The sequence below is a fragment of the Collinsella sp. BG-O-102 genome, assembly GCF_023656745.1.
Classification (GTDB): Bacteria; Actinomycetota; Coriobacteriia; order Coriobacteriales; family Coriobacteriaceae; genus Collinsella.
Genome location: NZ_JAMOKO010000010.1, coordinates 21,225 through 33,600 on the forward strand (window position 1 = coordinate 21,225; position 12,376 = coordinate 33,600).

At 59.0% G+C, this 12,376-nt stretch carries 15 protein-coding genes; 12 read left to right on the plus strand and 3 right to left on the minus strand.

What is annotated here, in order from left to right; all coding sequences use genetic code 11:
* The first annotated feature begins 1 nt into the window (after nt 1).
* The 8 genes from pstC to NBH09_RS06300 all read left to right on the plus strand — a co-directional run bounded on the left by pstC (nt 2) and on the right by NBH09_RS06300 (nt 6,282).
* Complete coding sequence (pstC, locus tag NBH09_RS06265; protein WP_006234251.1) at nt 2-928, plus strand: phosphate ABC transporter permease subunit PstC; 927 nt, start codon at nt 2-4, stop codon at nt 926-928.
* A gap of 3 nt (nt 929-931) precedes the next feature.
* On the plus strand, nt 932-1,837 hold the full coding sequence (gene pstA / locus NBH09_RS06270) for a phosphate ABC transporter permease PstA (protein ID WP_161115576.1): 906 nt from the start codon (nt 932-934) through the stop codon (nt 1,835-1,837).
* Between the two features lie 12 nt (nt 1,838-1,849).
* Nucleotides 1,850-2,653: a phosphate ABC transporter ATP-binding protein PstB gene (gene pstB, locus NBH09_RS06275; RefSeq protein ID WP_089571588.1), complete on the plus strand. Its 804-nt coding sequence runs from the start codon at nt 1,850-1,852 to the stop codon at nt 2,651-2,653.
* 92 nt (nt 2,654-2,745) lie between these two features.
* Complete coding sequence (locus NBH09_RS06280; protein WP_161115575.1) at nt 2,746-3,603, plus strand: phosphate signaling complex PhoU family protein; 858 nt, start codon at nt 2,746-2,748, stop codon at nt 3,601-3,603.
* Nucleotides 3,604-3,722: 119 nt separating this feature from the next.
* On the plus strand, nt 3,723-4,460 hold the full coding sequence (locus NBH09_RS06285; protein ID WP_250787367.1) for a YggS family pyridoxal phosphate-dependent enzyme: 738 nt from the start codon (nt 3,723-3,725) through the stop codon (nt 4,458-4,460).
* A 60-nt stretch (nt 4,461-4,520) separates the two neighbouring features.
* Nucleotides 4,521-5,243, plus strand: coding sequence for a cell division protein SepF (locus NBH09_RS06290; protein ID WP_022094497.1), 723 nt, complete (start codon nt 4,521-4,523; stop codon nt 5,241-5,243).
* A 36-nt stretch (nt 5,244-5,279) separates the two neighbouring features.
* Nucleotides 5,280-5,546 (plus strand): YggT family protein, encoded by a 267-nt coding sequence (locus NBH09_RS06295; protein ID WP_488212537.1) that lies wholly within the window; start codon nt 5,280-5,282, stop codon nt 5,544-5,546.
* Nucleotides 5,547-5,607: 61 nt separating this feature from the next.
* Nucleotides 5,608-6,282, plus strand: coding sequence for a DivIVA domain-containing protein (locus tag NBH09_RS06300; protein ID WP_006234242.1), 675 nt, complete (start codon nt 5,608-5,610; stop codon nt 6,280-6,282).
* A 166-nt stretch (nt 6,283-6,448) separates the two neighbouring features.
* On the opposite strand, the gene NBH09_RS06305 is transcribed toward NBH09_RS06300, so the two are convergent.
* From NBH09_RS06305 to NBH09_RS06315, 3 genes are all read right to left on the minus strand, one after another.
* Nucleotides 6,449-6,979: a nitroreductase family protein gene (locus tag NBH09_RS06305; RefSeq protein WP_250787368.1), complete on the minus strand. Its 531-nt coding sequence runs from the start codon at nt 6,977-6,979 to the stop codon at nt 6,449-6,451.
* A 286-nt stretch (nt 6,980-7,265) separates the two neighbouring features.
* Nucleotides 7,266-7,889 carry a DUF47 domain-containing protein gene (locus NBH09_RS06310; protein ID WP_161115571.1) on the minus strand — a complete coding sequence of 208 codons (624 nt, stop codon included), beginning with the start codon at nt 7,887-7,889 and terminating at the stop codon, nt 7,266-7,268.
* A gap of 67 nt (nt 7,890-7,956) precedes the next feature.
* The gene (locus NBH09_RS06315; protein ID WP_006234237.1) at nt 7,957-9,006 is read right to left on the minus strand and encodes an inorganic phosphate transporter; all 1,050 of its coding nucleotides are present in this window, start codon (nt 9,004-9,006) and stop codon (nt 7,957-7,959) included.
* A gap of 250 nt (nt 9,007-9,256) precedes the next feature.
* On the opposite strand from NBH09_RS06315, the gene NBH09_RS06320 reads away from it, so the two are divergent.
* The 4 genes from NBH09_RS06320 to NBH09_RS06335 all read left to right on the plus strand — a co-directional run bounded on the left by NBH09_RS06320 (nt 9,257) and on the right by NBH09_RS06335 (nt 12,366).
* The gene (locus NBH09_RS06320; protein ID WP_250787369.1) at nt 9,257-9,595 is read left to right on the plus strand and encodes a hypothetical protein; all 339 of its coding nucleotides are present in this window, start codon (nt 9,257-9,259) and stop codon (nt 9,593-9,595) included.
* 84 nt (nt 9,596-9,679) lie between these two features.
* On the plus strand, nt 9,680-10,375 hold the full coding sequence (locus NBH09_RS06325; RefSeq protein WP_250787370.1) for a Bax inhibitor-1 family protein: 696 nt from the start codon (nt 9,680-9,682) through the stop codon (nt 10,373-10,375).
* A 140-nt stretch (nt 10,376-10,515) separates the two neighbouring features.
* Nucleotides 10,516-11,628: a TIGR02452 family protein gene (locus NBH09_RS06330; RefSeq protein ID WP_250787371.1), complete on the plus strand. Its 1,113-nt coding sequence runs from the start codon at nt 10,516-10,518 to the stop codon at nt 11,626-11,628.
* Nucleotides 11,629-11,706: 78 nt separating this feature from the next.
* Nucleotides 11,707-12,366 carry an SGNH/GDSL hydrolase family protein gene (locus tag NBH09_RS06335; RefSeq protein ID WP_250787372.1) on the plus strand — a complete coding sequence of 220 codons (660 nt, stop codon included), beginning with the start codon at nt 11,707-11,709 and terminating at the stop codon, nt 12,364-12,366.
* The last annotated feature ends 10 nt before the right edge of the window (nt 12,367-12,376 follow it).

A 12,376-nucleotide genomic window follows, 5' to 3' on the forward strand; every position in this document is an offset into this window, starting at 1 on the left:
CATGGAAGCACAGGAAAACTCCCAGACTGAGCAGAATGTTCAGACGCCCAAGAAGCGCGAGCTGGCGCTCGTATCGCGCAGTACCTATATCAAGGAGAAGGCGCTGCAGTGGATCTTCTTTGCCTGCGCGTTCTTGGCGGTCGTTACCGTCATCCTGATTTTTGTCTTTACCACGTACTCGGCGCTGCCCGTCTTTACCGACATCGGTCTGGCGGACTTCTTTAGCTTTACGTGGGCGCCCTCTGAGGGCCACTACGGCATCTTGTCGCTGCTTGCCGGCTCGGGTCTGGTGACCGTCGGTGCGCTCGCCATGGGCGTGCCGCTGGGCGTGGGTACGGCCGTTTACCTGGTCGAGATTGCCAGCAAGCGCGTGCGCAAGCTCATCAGCCCCGCCGTTGACCTGTTGGCCGGCATCCCTTCTATCATCTATGGTTTCTTTGGCATGATCATCATCCGCCCGTTTATCGCACAACTGACCGGCGGCCTTGGTTTTGGTGCGCTGACGGCGTGGTTTGTGCTCGCCATCATGATCGTCCCTACCATCACCACGCTCACCATCGATGCCCTCAATTCCATTCCCATGGGCATTCGCGAGGCATCGTATGCCATGGGCGCCACCAAGTGGCAGACCATCTATAAGGTCGTGCTACCTGCCGCGAAGCTGGGTATCGTTGATGCCATCGTGCTGGGTATGGGCCGTGCCATCGGCGAGACCATGGCCGTGCTCATGGTCGTAGGTAACGCCCCGGTTATTCCCGACAGCATTGCGAGCCCTATCTCGACGCTCACGAGCCAGATCGCGCTCGACATGAGCTATTCCTCGGGTCTGCATCGCTCGGCGCTGTTCGGCATGGGCGTGGTCCTGTTTATCATCTCCGCCACGCTGGTGGGCATCGTCCGTCTGATTTCCAAGAAGAAGAGGGGGTAGGCTATGTCCGATTCCGTTGACACGACGGTCGATACGACCTCGTCGCGCGAGCGCATCAAGCGTGCCCTTTCCCACGGCAAGAAGGGCCGCATCAACAAGGACCTGTCCAACAAGATCATGCTTTGCGTGTTTCGTGCCGCTGCCTACATCACCACGCTGGTGCTGGTCGCTATCATCGCCTACGTGGTCATCAACGGCCTGCCACACATCTCGCTCGACTTTATCTTCGGTTGGCCCCAGGGCGTCAACGCCGAGGGCGGAATTTGGCCCACGATCGTCTCGACCGTCTACGTGACGGCGCTCGCCATGCTTATCTGCACGCCGATCGCTGTGCTGGCAGCCGTCTATCTGGCCGAGTACGCCAAGCAGGGCAAGGTCGTCGAGCTCATTCGCTACGCTGCTGACGCTTTGGCCTCGGTGCCCTCCATCGTTATGGGCCTGTTTGGCTACGCCTTGTTTGTCGAGGCCATGGGCCTGGGCCTTTCGATGGTCTCGGCCGCCCTGGCACTCGCGCTCTTGATGCTTCCCATCGTCATGCGTACCACCGAAGAGGCCATTCGCGCCGTTCCGCGCTATATCCGCTGGGGCGCATATGGCCTGGGCGCCACCAAGTGGCAGGTTGTCTCCAAGATCGTGCTTCCTTCTGCCTTTGGCCGTATTGCCACGGGCATCGTTCTCGCCATCGGCCGTGCCATTGGCGAGACCGCGGTGGTGCTCTATACCATGGGGCAGGCCATCAATCTACCTATTTCGCCGCTCGATTCCGGCCGCCCCATGACGGTTCACCTGTATCTGCTTGCCAACGACGGCATCAACATGAACGCAGCCTACGGCACCGCGCTCTTGCTGATGGTGATCATTCTGGCCTTCAACCTGTTTGCGCGCTTCCTGTCGCGCAAGCGTCGCTAGTTAAGGAGTCCCATGTCCGTTTATCAGTCCGCTCCCACGTTGGAGCAAGCGGCCATTACGGCCAAGGATTTCAACTTTTGGTACGGTGACTTTCATGCGCTGACGGGGCTTGACCTCAACATCGCCAAAAACGCCATCACCTCCTTCATTGGCCCTTCGGGCTGCGGCAAGTCGACGTTTTTGCGCTGCATCAACCGCATGAATGACCTGATCGAGGGCACGCGCGTCGAGGGCACGATGACGCTCGACGGCAACGATATCTATGCCGAGGGTGTCGACCCGGTCGATCTCCGTCGTCGCGTGGGCATGATCTTTCAGCAGCCCAACCCGTTTCCTAAATCCATCTACGAGAATGTCGCCTTTGGCCCTCGTCTGCAGGGCGTGACTAGCAAAAGTGACCTCGATGACATCGTGGAAGAATCGCTCAAGCGCGCCAACCTCTGGAAAGAGGTATCCAATCAGCTCAACAAGGATGGTTTGGCGCTCTCGGGCGGTCAGCAGCAGCGTCTGTGCATCGCGCGCGTGCTTGCGGTGCAACCCGATGTCCTTCTGATGGACGAGCCCTGCTCCGCCATCGACCCCACGTCCGTCTCTAAGGTCGAGGATCTGATGGCCGAGCTGGCGCCCGAGATGACGATCATCATCGTCACGCATTCAATGCAGCAGGCAGCTCGCATTAGCGACTACACCGCATTCTTCTTGCAGGAAGTTGCCGGCGAGCCCGCTACGCTCATCGAGTATGGTCAAACCGACGCGATCTTCACCAGCCCGGTGGACTCGCGGACGGAAGACTATATCACCGGCCGCTTTGGCTGATCGGTGCGACTAGTCCCAAGCCGATCGGATCTGGTCCGGTGCGTATTCACTGTGCGGGCGGCATGACCGCACCCAACTGATTGGAGTGAACCATGCGCAAACTGTTTTCCCGTCAGCTCATCGAGGCCCGTCACGAGATGCTGAGCATCTACGAGGCCGTCGATCTGGCCCTCCACGATGCCGTGAAGGCCTATGTGATCGACGACCGCAAGCTCGCCACCAAGACCAAGAAGCGCACGCTTTCGATTGACGCACGCTGCGCCAACCTGGAGGCCGTCTGCTACAACCTGATTGCCACGCAGTCACCGGTCGCCTCCGACTTCCGCTTGCTGCAGACGATCATCTACGTCGACTTTAACCTGCAGCGCATGACCGATAAGGTTCGCCAGATTTGCCGCGCCACGCGTCATATGATCAAGGCCGACATCTCGCTGCCCAAGGAGCTTGTCGGCACGGTCGAGGCCGAGGCTGAGGCCGTCTACCAGGTGCTGGGCTCTTCGCTTTCTGCGCTCGTCACCAACGACATGTCCATCATCTGCAACTTGGCCGTCGAGGACGAGCCAGTGCACGCCGCCTACGAGAAGTTCTTCCGCACCTTTAACCGCATGGACACGGGCGATTTTATGGACGACGACAGCAACTATGACGACCTGCGCCGCGCCATCATGGTATCGCGCTATCTCGATCGCATCGCCTCGATTTCCATCGATGCCGCCTGCCGTCTGACCTTCCTGTTGACCGGACAGCGTATGACTGCCGGTGATATCGCCTGCACTGATGAGGATGAGCTCGAGAGCATGCGCGTGCCTTCGGGCGAGGGTGTTATCATGAGGCCCGCCGTCGATGCACGCTACGTTGCCAAGGTGCCCGTTAACGAGGTCAGCGAGGGTCTTCGCTACCTGCTCGATCATCTTGAGGATGAGGACGATGGCGAGGACGACGAGGAGTAAGTAACCCCGTTCGTCGAAAGATTGTAAATACCTAAGTGAGCGCGGCCTTGCACATGCGGGGCCGCGCTCTTGCGTTAGCATGGGACTACTTGTTTGGCTGTCAGCGGAGGCGATTGGCAATGGATAACTATTTGGACTTGATGCGCGCTCGCCGCGAGCAGATTCTGGAACGTTTTTATGCGGCGCTCGATCGCGCGGGCCGTCCCCACGACGCCGCGAGCCTCATTGCCGTGTCCAAGACCGTTGGTGTCGATGAGACCGTTGCCGCCATCCAGGCGGGGTATCGCCATTTTGCCGAGAACCGCCCGCAGGAGCTGGTTCGCAAGCTCACGGGTCTGGCGGAGCATCCGGAGCTGCCCGAGGTGCGCTTCGATATGATCGGCAACCTGCAGACCAATAAGATCAATGCGGTGCTGGGCTCAGCCGAGCTGATTCACTCGGTGGGTTCGCTGCATCTGGCGCAGGCGATCTCGAGTCGTGCTGTTCGCAAGATTGAGGCAGGCGAGCTCGTCGGCCCCCAGCGTGTGCTCATTGAGGTCAATGTGAGTGGTGAGGAGTCGAAGGGAGGCTTTTCACCCGATGAGATTCGCGCCGCCGCGGGTGAGCTTGCAGAACTTGAGGGAATTTGCGTACAGGGGCTTATGACTATGGCGCCCCGGGGGAATAAGGATGTGGCACGCCGCACCTTTGCGGGGCTTCGTGAGCTGAGGGATGAGCTGGAGGCGGCGCATCCCGATTTGAACCTGCCTGAGCTTTCCTGCGGCATGAGCGAGGACTTTGAGCCTGCCCTTGAGGAGGGCTCTACGCTCGTTCGCCTGGGCAGGGTAGTATTTAGCCCGGAGTTTGCAGTAAAATAAGGCTCTGAAGTGCGCACTGATTATCGGGGCGCCTGCACTAAACCGCGAGAGGACACAACCATGGGCTTCCTTGACGAGATTAAAAATAAGATGCACCTGGGCGGCCAGCAGGGTTACGACCAGGGTTATGGCCAGGACGACGACTACGGCTACGATGACGGCTATGACGATGGCTATCAGGGCAACGGCTACAGCGGTGCTTCGGGCGAGGGCTTCTACACCCAAGACGAGCCGAGCAACGGCCTGCTTGGCCAGACGCGCCGCGGTGAAGCTGAGTCGGTTGCCGTGTATACGCGCTCCGGTCAGCTGGTCGGCGATGACTCCCGCCATGCCACGACGTATAACCCGCCTTCGCGCTCGCAGGACAGTGTTGCGAGCGGTTATCGTCCCGGTGCCTATGACACGCCGTCGAGCTACGCCGAGAATACCCGCGCCCGTGCCGCCGCTGCACCCGCGCCTGCACCGAGCGATGCCTCGGCCTATGCGAGCAATATCATCAACGCCACGCCGCAGCTGCCGGCCTATGTCCTGCGCCCCGAGAGCTATGACGATGTCGAGACCGTTGTCCGCCGTGTGCGCACCAAGCAGCCTGTCGCACTGATTTTTGTGGGCGTACGCACCGAAGTTGCCAAGCGCGTCTTGGACTTCTCTTACGGCTTTGCCTGCGGTCTGGGTGCCACGGTCAAGGAGGTGGGCGACCGCGTGTTCATGGTGCTGCCCGCCGGTTGCGAGGTCAAAGATTCCGATCTCAAGAAGCTTCGTGCCGACGGCTACCTTAAGTAAAGACAAGACGAGGAGATTCCCATCAACATCTACACTATCGTCCAGCTGGTCAACACGCTGTTCAACTTCTATTCCACGCTCATTGTCGTCTACTGCTTTATGACGTGGATTCCCATGAAGCAGGGTGGTTTGCTTCAGGATATTGCTGCGGTGCTTGATAGCGTGTGCGGTCCGTGGCTCAACCTGTTCCGTCGTTTCATCCCGCCGATGGGCGGTATCGATTTTTCGCCGGTCGTTGCGATTATTGCGTTGCAGTTGGTGCAGAGGCTGGTTCTGCAGCTTCTTATAGGTATACTCGTGTAGAACTGTCTTAGTAACTTACGTCGGGCGTGTAGCGCCGAGGCGATGAAAAAGGAGACTTGTTATGGCTATTACCCCTGCAGACATCCAGGCTCAGACTTTCTCTGAGGCCAAGCGTGGCTACGATCCTGCCGAGGTCGACGTCTTCTTGGAGACGCTGTCCTCCGAGGTTGACGCTATGCTCGCTAAGATCGTCGACCTTAAGGGTCGTCTGACTGCTACCGAGCAGCAGCTTGCCGATGCGCAGGCTCAGCTTGCCCAGGCTCAGGATGCCACCGCCCAGGCCGTTCCTGCCGCCCCCGTGGCTGCTCCCGCCCCTGACTTCTCCGCTCAGGAGCGCCAGATTTCCGCTGCCCTGATCGCTGCCCAGCAGACCGCTGAGACCATCGTCAACGATGCCAACGAGAACGCTGAGCGTATCCGCAACGAGGCTGACGCCAAGGCCCGCGAGGTTATCCGCCAGGCTCTGACCGAGAAGCAGGCCGAGCTCGAGGAGATCGATCGTCTCAAGGCTTCCCGTGAGGAGTTCAAGGCAGAGTATCTCAAGCTCATCCAGCACTTCATGGACGATGCCCAGAATTCCTTCCCGGCCGATCTGATGGCTTCCACGCCGGTCGGTTCTGCCGCTTCTCCTGCAGTGACTGTTCCCGCCGAGCCGCTGCCCGTCGCTGACCCGGTTGTCCCCGTGGCCGATCCCTTCGCCCCGATCGACAACTTTGCTGCCGACGACCTGGACTAACATTCGGCCTACAATTTAGTGCCTAGAAAAGACCCGCAGCTTGCGGGTCCTTTTTTATGACTGTGCCGGAGTGCGTAACATAAAAAACCGAGCCCTGCACATAATGGCGCAGAACTCGGCGAACGGGTGAGCGGTCAAGGGTAGGTTTTAAGGCATGTCCCAAAACCTACTTGAGGAGGAAGTCGGAGAGGGGAATGGTACGGGCCTCGCGATGCTCGGGATCGGCGATGTGGTCGGCAGGATATCCACAGACGAGCATGTGATAGGGATAGACGCCCTTGGGCAGATTGAACTGCTCCTGTGCCACCCCAGGCTTAAAATGGCATACCCAGCACGTTCCCAGGCCCTGCTCGGTGGCCTCCATCATCATCTGATCACACACGATGGACGTATCGATTTCACTGGAATTCATCTGATCATACGGGCGCACCCAAGCATCATCGGTAACGCTGCAAATAAGAAAGACAAGCGGAGCCCCAAAGATAGACCCATCACGAGCAAACCGAGGCTGACAAGCAGCAGCCTTCTCCAGAAGCTCAGGCGTATCCAACACCATCACACGGGTTGGATGATTATTACAAGCAGAAGGAGCAATACGCCCAGCCTCAACAATGGCATCCACCACAGCCTGCTCAACAGAACGGTCCTCAAACAAACGACAAGAATACCGAGACCGAGCCAGATCCAAATACGACATACAAGCCCTCCAACAATTAAAAATTAAACAAACCCAAAGTAACCCAAAGAGTACCCAAAGCGGCAATCAGCCAAACGCTCACCAAGGGCCAAAGTGTTCGAACGGGTACCAAAGGTCCCTTCAGCCAAACCCCCGTTGCGCTAAAACTATCAGCCAAAGTTCCCAATGGTGGTACATAAGGGAGCGGGCCCGACCACTAATAACCTTTTGAACGACTCTGCTTGCAGCCGGAGTGAAAAAGGTTATTAGTGGTCGGGCCCGCGACCGGTGGGACACATACCCCCAATTAACTGTTCTTCATGACAATCGAATCCACGACATCGGCCACATTCTCGCAGCAGTCGGCGCAGTACTCCAAGAAGGCGTATACGTCACGCCAGGCGATGACCTCGAGCGGGTCCTTGCCGTTGACGTGCAGGTTGCGCATGGCGTTGATATAGAGCTCGTCGGCTTCGGACTCGATGGTGTTGATCTGGATGACGAGTTCGCGCAGGGTCTTGGACTTGCGGTAGTTGGGCAGCTCGACCATCAGGTCTTTCATGGCGCGGCAGGCGTCAGTCACCTTGTGGGCGATGACGATGGCGTCGGGATGGATGCTCTGGATGTTGGTGAAGTAGACGCGCTGCACGACGCCCTCGATGCGGTCGAGCACGGTGTCGAGTGAGCAGCTCATCAGATCCAGATCCTCGCGCTCGAGCGGGGTGATAAAGGCGGTGAGCAAGGCGTCCTCAAGCTCATGGTGCTTCTTGTCGGCCGTATGCTCGATCGCGTGCATCTTGTTGAGCATATCGTGAATCTTTGCGGGATCGAAGTTCTCGAAAATCTTGGTGAGCAGCTCGGCGGCCTGGACGGCAAGGTCGGCGCAGGCGACGTAGTTGTCGAAGTAGAACGAATCGGGTTTCTTTGCCATGGGTGGGTCCTTTCGAGGCGAAGACGGGTGGGCGAGGTAATGCAGTCCGGATGGACGTTCGGTTTGACTAGAGGAACATCATGAACAGCTTGGCCATGACAAAGCTGATGAGTCCGCAGGCGGGGAAGGTGAAGAACCAGGTGAACATCATGTCTTTGACGACGCCGAAGTTGATGGCTGAGAGGCGCTTGACGGCACCGACGCCCATGATGGCGCAGGTCTTGATGTGTGTGGAGGACACGGGGATGCCGGTAAGGGTGGCAAGCAGCAGGTTTGCGGCGCCCGCCAGGTCGGCGGAGAAGCCCTGATACTTTTCGAGCTTGACCATGCTCTGGCCGACGGACTTGATGATGCGCTCGCCGCCCACGCTGGTGCCGATACCCATAGTGGCCGAGCACAGCAGCATAATCCAGATGGGGATGCCTGCATCGCCGACGCTCGTCTGGCCGCTGGCAAAGGCCACGCCTAAAAAGAGCACGCCGATGAACTTCTGTCCATCCTGCGCGCCGTGCATAAAGCTCATGGCCGCAGCGCTCGCGATCTGAGCGTATTTAAAGAAGACATTGGCACGTCGCCTGTTGGCGGCGGCGAAAAGAATCGAGACGAGCTTGCACAGGACCCAGCCCATGACAAAGCCCAGGCCGATGGAGAGCGCCAGGCCGTAGATGACCTTCATCCACTCGTGGACGTTGACGCTGCTCGCACCGCCGAGGGCGATGGCGGCACCGGTCAGGCCGGCGATAAGGCTGTGGCTTTGCGAGGTGGGGATGCCAAAACGCGACGCTGTGGCGCCGTAGACGACGATGGAGAACAGCGCCGCGCATAGGCAGGCGAGCGCCATGGTGCTGTTTCCGCCAAAGTCGACGATATGTGAGATGGTGTTGGCGACGCTCGCGTTAAAGTGCGTCATGATGAGCACGCCGAGGAAGTTGAATGCGGCGCTCATGAGAATGGCGGCGCGGGCGGGCATGCAACGCGTAGTGACGCAGGTCGCGATGGCGTTGGGCGCGTCGGTCCATCCATTGACGAAGATGGCACCCAACGCGAGGATCACGGTGACGGCAAGGACTGGGTTCGACACAATTTGGCCGAGGAAGGTTGAGAACGTTACGTCCATATATGGGCTTTCTCGAAGTTTGCAGACACGTTACAAAAACATGATAAATCGTATCACCTCCTGTGGGTTTCTTTACCGAGTTCTGATGGGAGAAGTGAACTTTTTGGCACTAAAATTGAATATTAGCCCTGTTGACCGCGGGTGTTCTTTTTGCTAACACGCCATGCGGACACGTGCGATTACTGCGACACTCCAAAACCACAGTCTGTTCGCTTTACAACATGCAAACATGCGTTCGATAATAGGAGGCATGGAATATCGACAGACAGATGGCAAAACTCGGCGCGTGCACAAGCAGTATGTGGACGTCGTGGCTCGCATCCTCGCGGGCGGGCAGGTTGTGCCGGTCACCGTCTGCTGGGTCGACGGTCGTTGCTTTACGATTGACGAGATTGTCTCGACCACTGGGTTTGGCCTGACAGTTCACGGCATTCGTACGGCAACCTATAAGGTGCGTTTTGGCGGGCACGCGACCGAGTTGTATTTGGAGGACCAGACGCGCGAACGACCAGATGGCTCGCAGGCGCACGTGATGCGTTGGTGGGTCTGGGCCTTTGATCGTACGCTCGAGGGCGAGCGCCGTAGGTAAGGACGTACGGCATTCGGGTACAATGACAGGAATCTTGTCACCTGCTGTGCCGTTATTTGTGGCGCTTTTTGAAAGGACGAACCTATGAACGATATCCAGGGCTATCAGAACGGCCCCGTCGAGAGCGGCGCAAGCCGCGCCAAGGAGATGTCGCCGCGCGCGTACAACCTTGTCATGTCTGCCCTCATCTTCTTGGGCTTTTGCGCCATGGGCGCCGGCGCCTACTTTACGAGCACCATGTCGTTTGCGCGCATGATGATGAGCGGCGCCGCCTTGCCGCTAGTCTTTGGCTCGTTTATTTTAACCATCGTCGGCATGGTCATGATGTCGGCCGCCGCCAGCAAGCAGTCCGTGGGCCTGTCCCTTGTGGGCTACGTAATCTTTGCGAGTACCTTTGGGCTGACCGCGTCGTTTGGCCTTGCCAACTACGACCTGCCCACCATCAACACTGCCTTTATCGCCACGGCCGCCATCACCTTTGTCTTTGGCGCCTTGGGCGTGACGTTCCCCAAGTTTTTCCAGCGCGTATATGGCATCGGTTTTGGCATTCTGCTCGCCACTATTCTGGTTGAGATCGTGCTGATGTTCATGGGCGTCTCGCAGACCATCACCGATCTGATCGTGATCGTGGTGTTCGCCGGCTTTATTGGCTACGACACCTATGTTGCCGCGACGGTGCCGCCTACGCTGCCCAACGCCGTGCTCATGGCCTCTAACCTGTTCGTGGATATTATCAACGTGTTCCTGCGCATTTTGAACATCCTCGGCCGTCGCGATTAAAGCGCGGCATTGCGACGCTTCCTGCCGGACACGGTAAAACGATGCGAAAGGCGGTCCTTCGGGGCCGTCTTTTTTGTACGCGGCGGGGTATCATGGATGGGAAAAGCCGATAGCGGCAGCGACAGGAAAGGTGACCACTTATGGCAGACGTCGACAACAGGAACCGTAACCGCAGGTCCAACCGAGCGGGTCAGCCCAATCCCAAGCGCGAGGCCCGTGCCAAGGCCGCCGAGCGTCACGTGGCAACTGTGTCCGAAGCGTGCGCCAAGGATATCGAGCGTTCGCTTGCCGGCGTGTGCGAGTTCGATGGTATGCCTGCCGGTTTTGTCGCGGCGATGAAGGCCAAGGCCCAGGTGGCTGCTGCTGCCGAGGAGCAGGTTGCCGAGGAGCCCGAGGCCGCCGAGGTCGAGGCTGCAGTCGATACCGAGGTGGCGCCCGAGCCCGTCGAGGAGGCCGCCGAAGCCGAGTCCGAGCCCGCCGAGGAGCCCGCTCCGGTCCTGCCCGAGGTCACCGTGCTTGACGCCTCTGCCACGCAGGCCATTCTGGATAACGGCCGAGGCTATGCGCAGTTCTGCGACATGGCCGTGCTCGACTTTGCCTCGTTCACCAACCCGGGCGGCGGCTACATCCAGGGCTATCTGGGTCAGGAGGCCACGCTCTGTGCCGATTCGTACCTGTACAACGTGCTCGATAAACAGCGCAAATGGTACGGCGAGAACCGTCGCCGCAACATCAACTGCGAGCTTTACCGCAACCGTGCGCTGGTGGTGCCTGCGGTGCGCTTCGACCGCAACCACGTGCATGCGTATGCCGACGTGATCGTGGCCGCCGCGCCCAACGCCAAGCGCGCTCGCCAGGAGTATCGTGTGGGTGACGATGCCCTGCTGGACGCCCTGCGCGATCGCATCCGCTTTGTGCTTGCCATCTGCGACGAGCTGGGTCGCGAGAAGCTCGTGCTGGGCGCTTGGGGCTGCGACAACAACGGCTTTGACGCCGAGGCCGTGGCCGAGCTCTTCCGCAAGGAGCTCGCATCGGGCGACTTTAAGGTCAAGCAGGTCTTTTTTGCCGTGCCCTCTACGCGCTGGGACGAAGATTTTGCCAAGTTCGAGCATGTGCTGGCAAACTTCCCCGAGCGCAACGAGGAGTCCTATGCCCAGGTTGCCGCTCGCGCTGCGGCTGCCCGCGCCGCCGAGCAGGCCCAGGCTGCCGCCGAGGACGATGAAGACGATGACGATTGGCGCAAGTACCTGTAATCGGTATGTGCTGACAGATAGGTCGATTCGGCGGGAGAGACTGCTCCCGCCGACTTTTTACTAGAGGAAGGGCTTACGATGAAAAACGTTCTGTGCTTTGGCGACAGCAATACCTACGGCTATGATCCGGCGGGCATGCGCGACGGCACCGCGGTACGCTATGCGCACGATGTGCGCTGGTGCGGCGTGGCCCAGCGCGACCTGGGCGAGGGCTGGCACGTGATTGAGGAAGGCCTCAACGGCCGCACGACGGTGCGTGACGACATGTGCCATCTGGACACTAATCTCAACGGCATCCGCGCGTTGCCGATGCTGCTCGAGGCTCATAAGCCGCTGGATGCGATCGTGATTATGCTGGGCACCAACGACTGCAAGACGGTCTTTGGTGTGACGGCCTCCGATATTGCCCGTGGCACCATGGCGCTGATTCGCGCGGTGCGTGCATTTCCCTGGACCAATGCCGCACCCTGCCCGCGTATTCTGCTGATGGCACCTATCAAGATTAAACCGCAGATCGCCGATGTGTACATGACCGACTTTGACGAGCGCTCCGTCGAGGCCTCGGAGCATTTTGCCGAATACTATGCGTATGCTGCTAAACAGTTTGGCTGCGACTTTTTGAATGCCGCTGATTTTGCCGAGCCGGGCGATATCGATTATCTGCACATGATGCCCGAAAGCCACGAGAGCCTGGGCCACGCCGTGGCAGCCAAGCTCCAAGAGATGCTTGGTGAGTAGCGCGACCCCA